19 protein-coding genes and 1 riboswitch are annotated in these 17,085 nt (G+C 36.5%); of the genes, 11 read left to right on the top strand and 8 right to left on the bottom strand.

All coding sequences use genetic code 11. The features are described from left to right. Nucleotides 1-34: 34 nt before the first annotated feature. On the top strand, nt 35-577 hold the full coding sequence (locus MHI22_RS13395; protein ID WP_271911067.1) for an NADPH-dependent FMN reductase: 543 nt from the start codon (nt 35-37) through the stop codon (nt 575-577). 380 nt (nt 578-957) lie between these two features. Here the strand turns inward: MHI22_RS13395 and MHI22_RS13390 are convergent, their stop codons facing one another. Beyond that, the gene (locus tag MHI22_RS13390) at nt 958-1,812 is read right to left on the bottom strand and encodes an IS3 family transposase (RefSeq protein WP_340812692.1); all 855 of its coding nucleotides are present in this window, start codon (nt 1,810-1,812) and stop codon (nt 958-960) included. Continuing rightward, nucleotides 1,797-2,303, bottom strand: a complete 507-nt coding sequence (locus MHI22_RS13385; RefSeq protein WP_180957783.1) for a helix-turn-helix domain-containing protein — start codon at nt 2,301-2,303, stop codon at nt 1,797-1,799. Before MHI22_RS13385 ends, MHI22_RS13390 begins: the two co-directional genes overlap by 16 nt. A 216-nt stretch (nt 2,304-2,519) precedes the next feature. Here MHI22_RS13385 and MHI22_RS13380 point away from each other — a divergent pair, with 216 nt between their 5' ends. Together MHI22_RS13380 and MHI22_RS13375 are read left to right on the top strand one after the other, a co-directional pair. Continuing rightward, complete coding sequence (locus tag MHI22_RS13380; protein ID WP_089934263.1) at nt 2,520-3,914, top strand: HAMP domain-containing sensor histidine kinase; 1,395 nt, start codon at nt 2,520-2,522, stop codon at nt 3,912-3,914. Then, nucleotides 3,892-4,593, top strand: coding sequence for a response regulator transcription factor (locus tag MHI22_RS13375; protein WP_036124632.1), 702 nt, complete (start codon nt 3,892-3,894; stop codon nt 4,591-4,593). Before MHI22_RS13380 ends, MHI22_RS13375 begins: the two co-directional genes overlap by 23 nt. A 40-nt stretch (nt 4,594-4,633) precedes the next feature. Here the strand turns inward: MHI22_RS13375 and MHI22_RS13370 are convergent, their stop codons facing one another. After that, nucleotides 4,634-5,203 carry a YdhK family protein gene (locus MHI22_RS13370; protein WP_340812201.1) on the bottom strand — a complete coding sequence of 190 codons (570 nt, stop codon included), beginning with the start codon at nt 5,201-5,203 and terminating at the stop codon, nt 4,634-4,636. Nucleotides 5,204-5,515: 312 nt separating this feature from the next. Then, nucleotides 5,516-5,703, top strand: a riboswitch (cobalamin riboswitch). A gap of 145 nt (nt 5,704-5,848) precedes the next feature. On the opposite strand from MHI22_RS13370, the gene MHI22_RS13365 reads away from it, so the two are divergent. Both MHI22_RS13365 and MHI22_RS13360 read left to right on the top strand, forming a co-directional pair. After that, nucleotides 5,849-6,895, top strand: a complete 1,047-nt coding sequence (locus tag MHI22_RS13365; protein WP_330493949.1) for a FecCD family ABC transporter permease — start codon at nt 5,849-5,851, stop codon at nt 6,893-6,895. Between the two features lie 5 nt (nt 6,896-6,900). Then, nucleotides 6,901-7,692, top strand: a complete 792-nt coding sequence (locus MHI22_RS13360) for a heme ABC transporter ATP-binding protein (protein ID WP_036124627.1) — start codon at nt 6,901-6,903, stop codon at nt 7,690-7,692. 277 nt (nt 7,693-7,969) lie between these two features. On the opposite strand, the gene MHI22_RS13355 is transcribed toward MHI22_RS13360, so the two are convergent. The 3 genes from MHI22_RS13355 to MHI22_RS13345 form a co-directional block, all read right to left on the bottom strand. After that, complete coding sequence (locus MHI22_RS13355) at nt 7,970-8,284, bottom strand: DMT family transporter (RefSeq protein ID WP_058843587.1); 315 nt, start codon at nt 8,282-8,284, stop codon at nt 7,970-7,972. Further along, complete coding sequence (locus MHI22_RS13350; protein WP_036124623.1) at nt 8,284-8,637, bottom strand: DMT family transporter; 354 nt, start codon at nt 8,635-8,637, stop codon at nt 8,284-8,286. Before MHI22_RS13350 ends, MHI22_RS13355 begins: the two co-directional genes overlap by 1 nt. A 71-nt stretch (nt 8,638-8,708) precedes the next feature. Continuing rightward, nucleotides 8,709-9,287, bottom strand: a complete 579-nt coding sequence (locus tag MHI22_RS13345; protein WP_036124620.1) for a TetR family transcriptional regulator — start codon at nt 9,285-9,287, stop codon at nt 8,709-8,711. A 207-nt stretch (nt 9,288-9,494) separates the two neighbouring features. Between MHI22_RS13345 and MHI22_RS13340 the strand changes: the two genes are divergently transcribed. The 4 genes from MHI22_RS13340 (at nt 9,495) to MHI22_RS13325 (ending at nt 13,128) form a co-directional block, all read left to right on the top strand. Then, entirely contained in the window at nt 9,495-9,665 is a 171-nt protein-coding gene (locus tag MHI22_RS13340; protein ID WP_170829888.1) for a hypothetical protein, read from the top strand. Between the two features lie 100 nt (nt 9,666-9,765). Further along, nucleotides 9,766-10,932 carry an endonuclease Q family protein gene (locus tag MHI22_RS13335; RefSeq protein ID WP_340812197.1) on the top strand — a complete coding sequence of 389 codons (1,167 nt, stop codon included), beginning with the start codon at nt 9,766-9,768 and terminating at the stop codon, nt 10,930-10,932. 100 nt (nt 10,933-11,032) lie between these two features. Then, nucleotides 11,033-12,655 carry an S-layer homology domain-containing protein gene (locus tag MHI22_RS13330; RefSeq protein WP_340812195.1) on the top strand — a complete coding sequence of 541 codons (1,623 nt, stop codon included), beginning with the start codon at nt 11,033-11,035 and terminating at the stop codon, nt 12,653-12,655. Nucleotides 12,656-12,759: 104 nt separating this feature from the next. Then, entirely contained in the window at nt 12,760-13,128 is a 369-nt protein-coding gene (locus MHI22_RS13325; protein ID WP_036124610.1) for an ion channel, read from the top strand. Nucleotides 13,129-13,173: 45 nt separating this feature from the next. On the opposite strand, the gene MHI22_RS13320 is transcribed toward MHI22_RS13325, so the two are convergent. After that, nucleotides 13,174-13,461 carry a DUF2653 family protein gene (locus MHI22_RS13320; protein WP_036124608.1) on the bottom strand — a complete coding sequence of 96 codons (288 nt, stop codon included), beginning with the start codon at nt 13,459-13,461 and terminating at the stop codon, nt 13,174-13,176. Beyond that, a complete protein-coding gene (locus MHI22_RS13315; RefSeq protein ID WP_249646068.1) occupies nt 13,449-13,922 on the bottom strand; it encodes a hypothetical protein in 474 nt (157 codons plus the stop codon). Before MHI22_RS13315 ends, MHI22_RS13320 begins: the two co-directional genes overlap by 13 nt. A 184-nt stretch (nt 13,923-14,106) precedes the next feature. On the opposite strand from MHI22_RS13315, the gene MHI22_RS13310 reads away from it, so the two are divergent. Together MHI22_RS13310 and MHI22_RS13305 are read left to right on the top strand one after the other, a co-directional pair. Further along, nucleotides 14,107-15,123 carry a YdcF family protein gene (locus MHI22_RS13310; protein WP_340812193.1) on the top strand — a complete coding sequence of 339 codons (1,017 nt, stop codon included), beginning with the start codon at nt 14,107-14,109 and terminating at the stop codon, nt 15,121-15,123. Nucleotides 15,124-15,195: 72 nt separating this feature from the next. Continuing rightward, the gene (locus tag MHI22_RS13305; RefSeq protein WP_036124602.1) at nt 15,196-16,482 is read left to right on the top strand and encodes an SEL1-like repeat protein; all 1,287 of its coding nucleotides are present in this window, start codon (nt 15,196-15,198) and stop codon (nt 16,480-16,482) included. Nucleotides 16,483-17,085 lie beyond the last annotated feature (603 nt).

The raw sequence follows: 17,085 nt of genomic DNA, 5'->3' as shown, positions 1-17,085 counted from the left end.
TACTATGAATAATGTACATTTAGGAGGAAACATCATGAAAGTGGTAGCTATCGTTGGTAGTATCCGTAAAGAATCTTATAATATGCAATTAGCTCAATTTATTCAAAAACGTTATACAGAAAAGTTAGATCTTGAAGTTTTAAGCTTAAAGGATCTACCAATGTATAATCAAGATATCGAAAATGAAGCACCGCAAGAGGTTCTTGATTTTAAAGCAAAAGTAAAGGCGGCAGATGCTGTACTATGGGTGACACCAGAATATAATGGTACAGTACCAGGCGTTATGGTCAATGCCATTGATTGGCTATCTCGTGTAGATAAAGTAATGATTGGTAAACCATCTATCATTATGGGTGCATCTATGGGGAACTTAGGTACTGTAAAAGCGCAATTACATTTACGCGATATTTTATTCTCTCCTGGCATTAACTCACCATTACTAAGCGGCAATGATGTTTACATTGGTGCTGTTCACACTAAATTCGATGCAGAAGGCAATTTAACTGATGAAGGTACAGTAAAATTCCTTGATGTAGTCATCGATAACTTTTTAAACTGGGCAAAAAAATACATTTAATTAAAATCTGACCCATAAGTATACTTTACTTATGGGTCATCTTATTAGAAAAATAAGAATGGCAGTTGAGCAAAGCAAAGTTGATTTCCTTTGTGAACGATCACTTTGTTCTTTGCATAGAGCTAAGCTTTCAAGGATCATCCGATAAACTGTTTCACCCACATTATTCTCTCCAAAACTACTTCTGTGACGCTAATCCCCAAGGAGTCGCTTGTTTTTCTTCAATCAATCCACTACTCATCAACTAATTTTATAGCAAGTCAGGTTAACGAGGATAGCTTAAGCAATATTAAGTACTAAATTAATTAACTGTTGCTGACGTACATGGGTTGTGACAATCGTTTTATAAAGTTGTGAACTGACCCCAAAAATTTGAACTTTTAAGAAACTCTTCGAAACTCAACTGGACTTTTTCCGTTGAGTTTTATTTTTATCCGCTCATGATTGTAGTAGTGGATAAAGTCTACTAACGCTTTTTTGAATGCTTCGTAGTTCTTAAACGTTGTTGCGTATAGAAATTCTGATTTCATAATGCCAAAAAAGCTTTCTATCACGGCATTATCTAAACAATTTCCTTTCCGTGACATACTTTGCTTGATTTCATGTGTTGCCAATAACGCTTTAAAACGTGGTATTTGATATAACCATCCTTGATCAGAATGGACGATTAAGCCACTCTTTTTCGATAACTTTGTATACGTAAACGCCTTCTTAAAAGACTGTTGAACTAACTCAAAATTAGGTGATTTTGATACCTCATACCCAACGATTTCTCGATTGAATAAATCTAATACAGCGGATATATAGATTTTTTGACCGTTTATTTTAAACTCCGTTACATCGGTTACCCATTTCTGATTGGGTGCAGTGGCTTCAAAATCACGTTGGATGACATTCTCTGCGACATAGCCGACTGTCCCTTTATACGAACGGTATTTTTTAGGGCGTACCGTCCCTTTTAAGCCCAATTCTTGCATCAATCGTTGGACCGTTTTATGGTTGATGAAAAACCCTTCATTTCGGAGGGCTAAACAAATACGACGATAGCCATAACGCCCCTTATGGTAATGAAAAAGCGTCTGAATTCGTTCTTTGATCGTTTGATATTTATCTGGTTTTACCCATTTTTGGAGATGATAATAATACGTACTTTTCTTAAGTTTCGCGACTTTTAATAGAGCTTGAAGAGGAAAATCCAACCTTAGCTCATAGACAGCTCTTACTTTTTCTTGGATTTGAAGGCATCCTTTTCTTGAACTAAGGCTTTCAACTTTTTTAAATAGGCATTTTCCATCCGTAAATACTCAATTTCGGCTTTTAACTCATCCGTTGTTTTTCCATTTAAATCGGACGAAGGTGGTTGTTTTTTTGGCATTGATTGGCGCTCCTTTTCTACTTGATAGAGCACCTCACCAGCCGTTGACATCCATTGTTTTTTCCATCTCCGAACGGTTTCACGGGAAGGAATATTAAACTTCGCAGCAGTCTGAAGGAGCGAATCGCCCGTCTCTATCAGGTGTTGAATTACTTTTATTTTAAAAGAATCTTCGTAATTCGTGAACCCTTGAGGACGAATAATTCCTTCGATGCCATGATAGCGATATAATTCAATCCATAATCGAATGTACTGTCGATCCCTCTGTAATCGATTGGCAATCTGATACGTACTTTCTTTTTCTTCAAAGTAAGCTAGAACTGCGGCTAATTTTTGTTCATCAGAAATCACTACCTGCACCCCCTATAGTAGATTTTTAAGTCCAATATTTTGGGTGCAGCTCATTGTGCCGAATCCAAGACCCTGCACAAGAAGAAGCATTAGCATCAAGAAATTTCCCTTAGTGGAGGTCCATTTCGTTATAGACATTTTTTTAATGTTGTTTCTGCATGAAATCTTCATACTTTCACGCTATACTTTTAAGAAATTCTAAAATGGTGGTTACAGATGAGAAAATTATCACTAAAGCTGGGCATCATCTTTTTTATTACATTATTTTGTATCGAAACATTTATGATGTTTTTTTTACATGTCTCCTTAACCAATTCTAGAGTTGAGGAAGAGCTAGCAAGTTTGCAAGCAAGGGGAAATTCACATCGTACGGTATTAGAACAGAACTTCAACGAGGAAACGCTAGCACATGTGGTACTTATGGAATCTAATGAAAGTACGGATGTAGTAGTGACTGATTATGAGGGAACAATACTGGTTTCTTCGCAGCCTGATTTAGAAATTAGTGATATGATCCATAAGATTGAGGGAAAAATACCGTATGAGGGAAGGATCTTACAAGATGATTGGCAAGAGGTTCAAGCGATTGCCACTATTAGTCCTATTCAAAATCAGCAAAGAACGATTGGCTATGTCTTTATGTTTCAAAATACAGACTCCATTCATGCGTTAATGAAACGCTTAAATAAACATTTTCTCATCGTTGGTATAGTATCTGGTCTTGTCACTATAGCAGTCATTATCGTTCTATCTCGAAAGCTTGCTAAACCATTAATTCAAATGAAAGAGGCCACATTGAAAATGAGCAAAGGTGATTTTACAGTCGCCCTTTCTACCAATGGAAAGGATGAGCTTGGGGATTTATCGAATGCTATACAGCTGTTGTCTAACGATCTGAATCATTTAAGGCATGAGCGTAAGGAATTTTTATCGAGCATTGCACATGAGCTTCGCACACCTCTAACCTTTATTAAAGGCTATACCGACATTCTTTCGAAACGGGATTTAACAGAGCAGGATCGCCAAAAGTATTTAGCCATTATAATAGAAGAAACAAATAGACTTTCTCGATTAATTAAAGATTTATTTGATTTAGCTAAAATGGATGAAAACTCGTTTGTGATTGAACAACAAAACGTACATTTAAATTCATTTTTTACAAACATTGAAAAAAAGCTAAGCCCTGCTTTTCAAGAGAAGGGTATACATTTTATTGTACGTTATGAAGAGGGCTTGACAGTATGGGCAGATGAAGCAAGGCTAGAGCAAATCCTAATAAATCTATTAAATAACGCATTAATCTATTGTGCGTCAGGAGATACGACTTCAGTCACCGCAAAGAAACACAATGATGTTTTAAGCATTATCGTTCAAGATACAGGGAAGGGGATTCCAAAGAAGGATTTACCCTATATTTTTGAACGATTTTATCGAGTGGAAAAATCTCGTAGTCGTGCTTTAGGTGGTTCTGGACTGGGGCTTGCTATTGTCAAGGAACTTGTACAGGCGCATGGGGGCGAAGTGAAGGTTAGCAGTGAAATAAATAAAGGAACTACTTTTGAATTATCTTTTAAAGGGGTAGAAACAGATGAAAACCATTTTATGCATTGATGATGAGCCAAGAATGTTAGATTTATTAACCCTTTATTTAGAGCCGAATTTTTATTGTAGAGCTATGTCTTCCGTTCAAGAGGCTTTCGATTTTTTAGAAGATGGGCATGCAGATTTAATTCTTTTGGATGTTATGATGCCAGAGATGGATGGGTGGCAGGCGTGCCAAGAAATTAGGAAGTTTTGGGATGTACCCATCATTATGCTTACTGCAAAAGGAGAGCATGCGGATATTGTCAAAGGCTTAAACCTCGGTGCTGATGACTACATATTAAAACCCTTCGATGAGGAAGAGTTATTAGCACGTATATATGCGGTATTAAGAAGATCGAAAATAGAGGAAAAGGTTATTAGCTTTGAGGGTCTTCGCTTAGATAAGGAATCCTTTGAATTATATTTTCAACATGAGGCAATTCCCCTAACACCAAAGGAATTTTCCATGCTTGTTTTATTTTTAGATCATCAAAATAAAGTATTTTCTAGAGAACATCTAATCACCACAGTCTGGGGATATAATGTGACAATTGAAGATCGTACCATTGATTCTCATGTGCGTAATTTACGAGAAAAATTAAGAAAAAGTGGGTTCCCTGCGGATGATTACTTGCAAACAGTATGGGGTATCGGCTATAAATGGCATAAGTCAATTGATAGAAAACCGTTACAACACAAAAGCTAGAAAACAACCTCTGCCAGAAATGCTGGAGAGGTTGTTCATATTATTTTGAGGTTAATTCTTCTTCTGTCACCCATTTATGATTTTTAACAGCTTCACCATTTGTGGTCGAAGTGTAATCAACCATATAAACAGTCGTTTGGATAGCCTCCTCAATACGGACAGTCGCATTTTCCATACCTTCCATATGCGCTGCGTCCGTTTTTACTTCTGTGCCAGGGGCTAGTGGTGCTTCTTCTGGATCAATCAATTCTTCATGAATCACCCACTTATGATTTTCTACACGCTTTCCACCGGAAGTTGGCTCATAGGAAATAACATAGGCAGTCGTGTTATAGGCACCTATTATTGTTGCTTCGGCATCTCTCATACCGTCCATATGTCCATCCGTAATAATCACGTTACTTCCAACAGAAAACTTCGGATTATCCGCGTTCTTTAATGTGGATGGTACTTCACCTGAGCTTGAGTGGTTCATCGTAGAATGATCCATTTCTTCAGCAGTGTTATTGGAAGTAGATGCAGGCTTCGTTTGCTCCTCCGCACAAGCTGTTAAACTAATGAAGGCCGTTACTGCTAGAAGTCCAGTAGACCATTTTCTTTTAAATATCATGTAATATCCTCCTCACTATTTTCCCTTACTGTAGCAAACAAATGTGCAGAAATGATGGATGTCAATTGCTTTTTGACATGAATGAAGAGAGCGAAATGTTATTGATGTATGTGATAGGAAAAGTGGCTAAGATGTGGTGGAGTATCCTCCCATGCCAAAACTATTAAGTAATAGATAGCCAATTTATAACGAGCAAATAGCTATTGTGCTCAAAACTGCGAAGATACAGCTTATATATTGTTCTTCCTTAGAAATAAAATTCCATGTAGACTAACAATCTATAAAAATGTATGATAGAATCGTCACAATTTTATAAATTCAAATACTATTGGTGTGCCATTTTATAATGTCACTTAAAAGGGAAGTCGGTGTAAGTCCGACGCTGTCCCGCAACTGTAACGAGGAGTCCTATAATATTATTTGCCACTGTGGAAGAATGGGAAGGCAATTATAGGGTGTTGAATCGAAGCCAGGAGACCTGCCAGTTAGTAATACCTGTAATGCCCACGAGGATGCAAGCAATTACGGACAATAGCTGGATTTTTTCTGACTTTGTTTATTCTAGGGTATTTCTATGCGTCGTTGCGTATGGAATACCTTTTTTTATTGCTTCATTCATCACTATTCAGTAGGAGTTTGAAACAGATGAATAAAAAATTTATGTTATTTTCCTTCGTACTTTTTATGGTATTAATTGTTTCAATGACCTTTGCTGTAATGGTTGGCTCAGTTTCAGTTACACCATTATATGTATGGAAAGTTATTCTTTCTAAAATCCCCTTTATACAAAATGCCATAGAGCAGGATTGGAGTCGCTCACAGGAGATCATCATCTGGCAAATAAGAGCACCTCGTGTTTTGCTAGCTGCTATTGTTGGAGCGGGGTTAGCCATTGCGGGGGCAGCGATTCAGGCGCTTGTACGAAATTCCATTGCTGACCCGTATATTTTAGGGATTTCTTCAGGGGCAGCCGTCGGAGCGACATCTGTGATTATTTTAGGAGCCTTTTCATTTTTAGGTATTTACGCGCTTTCAATATCAGCCTTTCTAGGATCATTACTTGCCATTGCACTGGTGTTTTTCTTATCTCGTGTTGGGGGACGGGTTTCTATTTTTCGTCTGTTATTGGCAGGTATGGCTGTTTCCTTTATTTTAACGGCCATTTCTAATTTTATTTTAATGATGTCAAAGCAAGAGGGGGCTTTAAAAGCTGTTATGTTTTGGATGCTAGGTAGTCTAGCAGGAGCTAAATGGAATAATATTATCATTCCAGCTTCCATATTTTTCGTCGTATTTGGGCTTCTCTGGCTACACTATCGAAATTTAAATTTACTTTTACTTGGGGAAGAAGCGGCAGTGACGTTAGGCGTTAATCTTCAGCAATTTCGGATTCAGCTTATATTACTTGTCTCCCTGTTAACAGGTGTACTGGTGGCAGTCAGTGGCTCTATTGGTTTTGTAGGTCTAATTATCCCTCATATAGTACGTTTAATTGTGGGATCTAACTATAAATATGTGATACCGATTAGTGCTTTAATAGGGGGGATTTTCTTAGTGTGGGCTGATGCCTTTGCTCGAATTATCATTGCTCCTCAGGAAATGCCAATTGGTATTATTACAGCCTTTTGCGGAGGTCCATTTTTCATTTGGCTACTCCGTCGCAATAATTATTCTTTCGGTGAAGGAGATTAACTTATATGACATTAGAAGCAAAGCAAGTATCATTCTCCATTAACGATCAACGTATACTACATGAAGTAAGTATTCAAATAAAGAAAAAGCAGTTTGTTGGGTTAATTGGTCCTAATGGTAGTGGCAAATCAACATTGCTAAAAAATATGTATCGTCTTCTAAAACCTGAAAGCGGGACGGTATTATTAAATGAGCATGATATTTTAAAGCAATCTAGTAAAGCAATTGCGAAGAATTTAGCTGTTGTTAGTCAAGATACACCTGTTTTATTTGATTTCACTGTACATGATTTAGTTAGCATGGGGAGAACGCCACATAAAAAACTGTTAGAGCTAGATCAAGAGCAAGATTTTCAAATTGTTAAAGATGCTTTGAAGCAAACAGGTATAGCTCATTTAGAAAAACGAAGCTTTAGCTCCCTTTCAGGTGGAGAGAAAAAACGTGTAATGGTTGCACGAGCACTAGCACAGCAAGCACAAGTGCTTATATTAGATGAGCCAACGAATCATTTAGATATCCAACATCAACTTCAGCTTATGGACTTAATTCAAACCTTACATTTAACAGTAGTTGCGGCTTTACATGACTTGAATATTGCGGCAATGTACTGTGATCAAATTTACGTGTTGCAGCAAGGTCGAATCGTGTGTCATGGGACACCGGAGGAAGTGCTAACACCAGCATTGTTACAAGAAGTATTTGGTGTTTTTGCTGATATTCAAACACATTCCTTGACTGGTAAACCATACCTCACGTATGTTCCTGATCAATTCGCAAAGAAGGTCAGTCAAGTTTAAAAAAGTAAGGACAACTAATTTACATAATATATTCATTATGAAAGTAGCATTTACGAAAATACATGGCATAGGAAACAGTCATATCAGGAAGAGTTCTTATGTTTCTTAGTTAGAAAAATAGTCAATGTTTATACAGGAGACGGATTTTTCATTAGCTAGAGTAATGACCATCTGTTTTTAATTATAAAAATGTAACAGGTTCAAAGATATACTCAATGGTTTAAATGACAAAGGACATTCCTCGATATAAGAAGGATGTCCTTTGATTGTAATTTAATTAAGATACGGCCTTTAACCCTGCTACACCTATGATAATAGCGATGATACTGATAATTCGTGGTAGATTTTTGGATTCACCAAAGAAAATGATATTGACAAGCACTGCACCGACAGTACCAATACCTACCCAGACAACATAGGCAATGCTTAGCTGTAAATAATTGAAGGAAGCATATAAAAGGGCAAATGATAATCCAAAGCCACCGACATATAATAATAAATTTCGTATCGTTTTATTTTGACTATAAAAGCGTAATCCAATAACACCTATAATTTCGGCTATTGCTGCTAATAAAATATATACCCAACCCATTATGCATTCACTCCTTTCTTTTCATCGTGATCTGTTGGTGCGTTATCTGCTAATTTTAATCCAATAACGCCCGATATTAAAATAAACATGAAAATACCTTTAATCGCATTAAACTCTCCATCGAAAATAAAAATGTCCATTAACGTAGTGCCAATTGCACCTGCACCAGCGAAAATAGCGTATACGGTACCAGTAGGTAGGTTTTCACAAGCTTTTGATAAGAAGTGAAAATCGATAGCAATTATAGACACAATAATAATCCAATGCCACCAGGAACTTGCTACATTAAAACCAAATATCCAAAACAATTCAAATAAACTTGTTAGACCGACATATAACCATTCTTTTTGCATAATTAAAATCCTTTCATTAATAGAATTAATGACTGACGTTCAGTCATTTTGTAGATAAAAGAGAACGTCACTTACGCGTGACGTAGGCCAAGTGCATGATATAAAAAGTCTAGAAGTTCAAGCTTAAGCAGTGTCATCGTTTCATCCTTGCTGTCATCAAACAAATAAACTTGTTCTGCGGCAGATTCAATTAGACCAATAATAAGCTTTGCTGACCGTGATGGATTAATTGAATCTCGAATGATGCCTTGTTGTTGAGCCGTTAATAAGAAATTACTCATCCAATCATAGTATGGTGCATAAATGCTTTCCCATTCTTTTAAATGCTCTGTTTGTGCAATTCCAGCATAAATGAGTGCAACGATATCACCATATTCCTTTGTGATCGAGAAAATGATTTCAACAACCTCTTCAAGTTGCTGATCAAAAGGCTTATGATCTGAAACACCTTCATCTACGGTAGTAATAATTCTTTCTACCATATTTTTTGCAATAGCTGGCATGACAGAAAGGCGTGATGGGAAGTAGAGATAAAATGTTCCTTGAGCAATCCCAGCAGCTTTGACGATATCTGAAACCTTCGTCTTTTCAATTCCTTTTTCGCGAAAAACTTCAATTGCAGCTTGAATAATTTTTTCTTCCTTTGACATGCAATCCCTCACTTTTGCCTTACTTGTTTAGTATGTTACAGGATGAGAAAAACAATGTCAATAAAAAATGACTGAATATCAGTCATTTTCATTCAACAAACGTTTGGAAATTAGCTAAATCACAAAGCTTTAAGCAATTAAGTTGAGGTGGAATGAAGTATACTTTTTTTATTTCAGGGAACTTTATGAGTGAAAGGATTGATGATAATGGAAGACATTAAATTTGCTCAATTAGATCCACAGCAACTTGCGAAAATTAACGAGCTTGAAAAAAAGATTGGTGTGACATTAGTTGCCTATGATTCATCGTCAGGGTCATCACATAGTTCAGGTGCTTATGAGACAAATAATAGCACTACCACCAATCATCCATCATAATAAAGTGAGAAATACCTTGCTGTGATGTAAGGTATTTTTATCTTGAGTCCGCTTGAACAAAAAAATTTACGTACTTGAAATACTAAAGGGAGCGATTGAAATGCAAACATTTTATGCAGATTTACATATTCATATTGGGCGTACTTCTAGTGGGCGAGCAGTGAAAATTACTGGCAGTAAAACATTAACATTAGCAAAAATTTTAGAGACTGCTAGTGCTAGAAAGGGATTAGATATTATTGGGATTATTGATTGTCATTCACCCGAAGTAATCGAAGAAATGATGGAGATGATTGAACAAGGTGAACTACAGGAATTAAAAGAGGGCGGCCTACGCTTTCAGGAAACAACGTTGATTCCAGGGTCGGAAATCGAAATTTACGATCAATATTGTCATGGACCTATTCATGTGCTTGCTTACTTTCCAACACTGATGCTAATGAAGCAGTTCTCTGATTGGATGTCCCAACATATGAAAAATATCCACTTGAGTTCACAGCGAATTTATTGTGACGGTCTCATATTACAGCAAAAGGTGCATGAATTGGGAGGTCTGTTTATTCCTGCCCATGTTTTTACACCATTTAAAAGTTTGTTTGGTAGAGGGGTTGAGCGTAGCTTAACAGAAGTCTTTGATCCGCAGCTTATCGATGCCATTGAATTAGGGTTAAGCTCTGATACCAATATGGTAAGTCGTATCAAAGAATTACAAGCATATACGTTCGTTAGTAATTCTGATGCCCATTCGCTTGGAAAACTGGCACGTGAGTATCAAAAGTTACAATTAGCAGAAGCAAATTTTGCAGAATTAAAAATGGCTCTACATGAACAACAAGGTCGAGCAGTAACAGCGAATTATGGTTTAAATCCTTTGCTTGGCAAGTATCATCAAACGGTCTGTGCTAAATGTGGAGAACGACTAGGTAACGAAGCTACCATATGTACAAACTGTGGAAGTATGCAAATCGTAAAGGGTGTAGCTACACGTATTCAGGAACTATCAGAGGATTTTCTGAATGAACGAAATAGACCGCCTTATATTCATCAAGTACCACTTGATTTCATCCCTGGTATTGGCCCTAAAATGATGGAACGTCTAATAGAAGCATTTGGTACTGAAATGAATATTTTACATGTGGTAACGCTCAACCAGCTTGAACAAGTTGTGCCACATAAAATCGCCCATTTAATTGATTTAGCTAGAACGGGTCAATTAGCGATCGAGGTTGGTGGTGGTGGAATATATGGAAAAATACAGTCTGAGTAGAGAAAAGTTTAAAAAGATTGCTGTAATTTAACCTATTTTTAACTCGCCTCTAGTAAAATAGTGAAAACAATGACTATTTTACAAGTGGAGGAGAGAGTAAATGCGATTATCAAAGAAATTTCGTTATTTAGCAGCGAGTGTACTGGCTTTGCAATTAACCATCCCTGTAGTAGCTAATGCACAAGAACAAGACGACTACATAGCACCAAGCTGGGTTATTCAATCTGATTATGTGGCACTAGGCGACTCATTAGCACATGGAATGAATGAGGTAGGTGTTATTGGGTTAGGCTACACGGATTTTATTGCACAGGCCTTACAGCAGGGTGGCTTCCTTACTTCTTATAATAAGGGCTTTGCTATGTCAGGCTACACTACGAAAAATGTTTTAGCAGATTTACAAAATGATGTAGAAAAAACAGTCACAGGTTTTGGATACACAAAGGAACAAGTAAAGTTACGAGCTTCTATTAAAGAGGCAGAAATCATTACATTAACGGCTGGAGCAAATGATTTATTACCATTATTAAAAGAGTCCCAAACAACGGGAATTGATACGATGGCCCTTGTTAAAGCTACTAAAGAAGCTGTATCGAATATTGCTACAATCCTATCTGAAATCAAAAAGATAAATCCACAAGCAGAAATATATGTGATGGGCTATTATAATTCTTTCCCATACTATAGTGAGAATCTACAAAATCAATTTAAACTGTTATTGGCTACAGTGAATTCAACAATTAAAACAACCGCTGAAAAAGCAGGCGCCATTTTTGTGCCGACATACGATGTTGTTGCAAAGGATGTTGCAAGCTATTTACCAAACCCTGATAACATTCATTTAAGTGAAGCTGGTTATTTAGCAGTCGCAAATGAAGCATTTTTACCAATCATTAAAACTAGCTCGTTATGGGATATAACGAAGGCTATTCAAGTAGATGTGAAAGATCGTACAACTGTAGAGGTTAAATGGCAGGACGCGACAGATAATGTAGGTGTGGCAAATTACAATGTCTATGTGAATGGAAAATTAATCTCAACATTGGATGCAGATACGACAACATTTACACTTGAAGATTTAACAGAAAATACAACCTACAATGTTTCCATCAAAGCAATCGATGCAGCTCGTAATGAAAGTATTCAAAATCCAACGATTACTTTCACTACAAAGGGAACAGTAAGCTTTACAGATACAGCACAGCACTGGGCGAAAGAATACATTCAAAAAGCTGCGGATGCTGGGCTAATGAATGGTTATACGGATGGGACATTTAGACCTGATAGTAGTGTAACGCGTGCGCAGGCCGCTGCTATTCTTGTGAGAAGTTTAGAGTTATCTACAGATGAGAAGGCACCATTTACTGACATTGCAAATTATGACGCAGTAACACAATCAGAAATTGCAGCAGCATATGTTCATGGGCTTATTAAAGGAACGGATGGGAAATTTAACCCTGGACAGTTTGTTACACGTGCTCAACTAGCATTAATGATAAGTCGTGCCTATGAACAGCAATTTAATCAACCATATAGTGCAAAGGGCGATGTGCCATTTACAGATGTAACCTCTTATAATGCAGAAACAAAACGTGCCATTACCATGTTGTATGAGTTGGGGATTGTGACAGGAAATGAAGGGGAATTCTCACCAGAAGCTGTCACAACAAGAGGTCAAGCCGCTAAAATATTTACAAACCTTAGTCAAATATTCATTAAATAATGCTGAAAAGGTAGGGGGACATCACCTCTACCTTTTGACGTTTTTAATAAAAACGAAGTATAGTCTAACTATGTTGTAGAACGTATTTAAAGAGGAGAATGGGGATGCTGTCATTTATATTATCTGCGAAAAGATTAGTAAAAGGGTTGTGGAAGTCATTTAAACGTCCTCAATTTATCTCATTATTTACTACATTGTTTTTAATCATTTTATCAGGAACACTGTTTTACAAGGGAACTGAAGGATGGTACTGGTTAGATGCTATGTATTTTGCTGTAGTGAGTTTGATACCAACAGGCGTAGAAACAGGGTTATATCCAACAACGACTTATTCTAAAGTATTTACAATGATTTATTTAATAGTTGGTACGGGAGTAATGTTTATTATGTTGCTAATGCTAGGGCGTTCTATCGTAGATTTTTCTCTGAATGAGGAAGAAAAAGAAGAGATGAAGAAACGTTTGAAAAAGTAAAAAGCAGTACGATGAATTTTTGAACAATTCATTGTACTGCTTTTTTTATGATAGTTTGGCAATAATGCCTTCCTCGTCGTCTAAAACAAGCTCAATCCCAGTTGAGAATGGGTCACTATGTAGAACATCTTTAATCCAAACACGTAATGCACCAATCATAGCTGCTGTATTAAGCACTTCGATTTGACCGTTTACTTCAACCTCTGCACCAAAGCCAGCGTCATCTTCGTAAGTCAATTCGACAAGAACTGCCTCGGGACGAATGTTTTTATAATAAGCTTGAGATAAACAAATAGCATTAATAATATCTTGTTCGTTGATTATTTGTGCCATTGTGCTTCCTCTTTGCGCTTCTTCTCTTTAAACATATTCATAATCTTAACCACAAGCATCACGATAACGGCAATTGCAGCTACATTAATGAGTAGACCTAAAATATTGCCAAGAATCCCCATGCCACTAAATAGACTGCCGAATAATAAACCAGCTAGACCACCAAGCATTAAGCCTTTCATTAGACCGCCAGAGAAAAAGCCACCTTTTTTAGTAGTATCTACTTTATTAGTAGAGGATGAGTTGTTTTTATTTGTTGTTGCATTATTTTGATCTTTAGAAGTATCCTTAGATTTTTGGATATTCGAGCTATTATTGTTGTTGTTGTTGTTAGTGAAGCCTTTTTTACCTGATTTATAGGATTTAGCTTCTGCCGTTGGCGTATCCGAAATGAATAATGTTGCACCAACAGTCGAAAATATCAGTGTCGCTGCAAAAAGAGCGGCAAGAATTTTTTTCATTACTTACATTCCTCCAATATAATTTTGAATTTGGTCATAAACTAGTTCTTATATAGTAATATTACATGAACTATATTAAAAAATAAAACAAACGCCTTCAATAATTGAGCTATATCATCAAATTTGAACAAGTAGTGACAAATGCCATGATTGTGAAAATTCTGCAATAGAAAGGAGTGAAACGATGCTACTAACTTTAACACTTTTCACCACATTATTTCTCGTGTTGTACTTAACAGAAAAAAGGCGCTTTCTCAATGCGGTAGCACTAGGTTTAATAGGGATATATATGATAAGAGCGTTCATTATGCACTATCCATTATTGCTGCCAAATGATCAGGGGATTATTTCAGAAATGGGGATATTTATTATATTGGGAAGCTTTCCAAGCATTATGTTTATTTTATCAATCGCAATGTTTTTCAATAGTAAAGTATTATTAGAGAAGGAAGGGCGTAAAGTACGTAATTTAATGTTAGCCATTCTCGGACTAAGTTTTGTTATTATGATGATATGGTATGTTTTCGTCATTTTTATCCAAATAGAAAATATACTTTGGCATATTCTTTTCTTCTATGCGTTTTTGGTTTTTGGCTATACAATGTTTTTATACACAAGTGTCCTTGCCTATGCAATACTGTATCATTTTACACCCATACGCTATGAACCAAATTATATTATTGTATTGGGCTCAGGGTTAATTGGGGATAAAGTGCCCCCACTTTTAGCAAGTCGTTTAGATGAGGCAGTAAAGCAGTATAAAAAGTATGGGGAGAGAGCTTTTGTTATTGTCTCTGGTGGTCAAGGCAATGACGAAAAGCTAACCGAGGCATATGCCATGAAACAATACTTAATAGATGTACATCATCTTCCCACTGACAAGATATTGCTCGAAGATCAATCGACCAATACAGAACAAAATATGGTCTTTTCCAAAAAAATAATGGACCATCATGCGCAGGGAGAAAAATATCGTTCGCTATTTGTGACCAATAATTTCCATGTATTTCGTGCAAGTATTTATGCTAAGAAAGCAAAGCTAGATGCAGAAGGAATTGGCTCAAAGACAGCCTTTTACTATGTTCCCAATGCATTTACACGAGAATTTATAGGCTTATTAGATATGTATAAATGGGCCCATATTACAGTCTTTTTAATCATTACGCTATTCGTTGGCTTATTATTGAGAGCATATGTGTAACCAAATTTCAACTGTCTTCCATATAATAGTGGCAAGGCAGTTTTTTTACATAGTGTGCAAGGGAGGAAAATAATGTACGAGCAAATGTTAGCCAAGCGAAATAAAGAAAGAATTGATTCCCTACAAAATCTGACACAGTCAGAAAATACATGGTTTGCTCAAAATATAAAATTACTTACATTCACGGAAGTTACCCTAACAGCCTTGCAAAAAATATTGTATCAAATAGTGCGAGGGCTATTGAAAGAACAGCAACAACGGCATTTACAAATTATCCATTCAGAACAATCTCAGTCCATACAGGAGAATGTTTTAACATTGTTAGCGGAATATGACGATGTCTTGCGTGATGCCATTCCCGAATCTATCTATATCCTTGTTTGGCAAATTTCTTCGTTAGAAAAGCTAGCAAGCCGTATAGCAGTAGTTGATGATGTACTTGATATTGTGGAGTGGTACTTCCGTCATCAAGATGAACAGCTCCCTATTTTAGATGAAGAGGATTTAGATCATGAAGTCATTATTGATTTATATAAAGAAGCAGTTGAAGAACAAGACGCAGATGCACAATATCAATTGGGAGAATACTACAACGCTAGAGAAGGTGAACATTTTCAACCTGAAAAATCATTGAAATGGTTTGAATTAGCAGCGCTTCAGAATCATGCAGATGCTCAATACGTACTAGGGAATTTTTACTTTGAGGGGATTGGTGTGGAAGAAAATGATTCCCTTGCTTTTTCATACTATGAAAAAGCAGCTTTACAGGGGCATGCGGATGCCGCCAATAATTTAGCGGATATGTATTTCAATGGGGAAGGCGTACCGCAAGATTTTATATTAGCAAAACAATGGTTTGATTATGCTGCTGAAAAAAATGTGGCAGAGGCGATGTTTACGTTAGGAATTATATACGAGCAGGGACTGGGTGTCGAAGCAGATGTAGAAGCAGCCTTTAATGCCTACAAAAAATCAGCAGAGCTAGGTTATGTCGAAGCGCAATATCGGCTTGGTGGAATATATTTAGAGGGACGCTTGGGTCAAACAAAGGAGGTAAACCGCGGCCTCTTTTGGTATGAAAGAGCGGCTGAACAATATCATGTAGATGCCTTTTATGATTTGGGCTATATATGGAGTAATGGACTAACTGGTATACGCAATATCGAAAAAGGTATTCATTGGTTTAAACAGGCTGCAATTCAAGGAGACGCGGATGCTAAGCTACAACTAGGGCATATTTACAATAAAGGTGAAGGAATTGCTAGAAATCTGAAAGAAGCCATCAAGTGGTATGGCCTCGCAGCAGATGCTGGTGTTGCAGAAGCTTCTAAAATATTACAGGAACTTAAAGGATTGTAAATTTTGTGTGAAAAAATATAGTTTATTTGAATTATTTATTTGCCATACATTTATAAAACTTTTGATTTAAAACGGGCTGTGTTTTTAGGTATATAGATTCTCTTGTGGAGAGGGTAAAAAATATTGATATAGTGATATTTAAAGAAGATTAATAAAAAAGGATAAGAAAAATAAAAAAAATAGGCATAATAAACAAGAAAACGGGTAAAAAAGCTACCAAATAATATTGTGGTAGCTTTTTTCTTATGCATTACCATTAATTTTAAGATAGGGACTTTTGGTGTGGTATATGTAAAAAAACGGAATCGATAAGATTGACAGCAATTTATAAAATGATTAATGTAAATGAGTGATTTTGAAATAAAGCATACGTAAATAAGTCTACTGTTAGTCATGTACTGACTAGGTCTGCTTGCTGAGCGGGAATATTTTTTATGTGATTGTACAAAGAGGTACTCGACATGCTTTTGGAGGAAGTGTGCCAGACAGAAAGAGTATTAGCCCATAGCATAATAGCTAATCTGTTTTTATCGGTATTTTTTCTTGTATCAATCAATATGTTAAAAAAGGGATTTGGTGTTTCTCAGCCTGCTGAAAGTAAAC

Origin of the sequence: Lysinibacillus sp. FSL L8-0312, from assembly GCF_038003285.1 — a bacterium.
GTDB lineage: Bacteria > Bacillota > Bacilli > Bacillales_A > Planococcaceae > Lysinibacillus > Lysinibacillus fusiformis_D.
The sequence above is the reverse complement of the archived record's forward strand: the minus strand, read 5'-3'. Positions and strand labels throughout refer to the sequence as shown.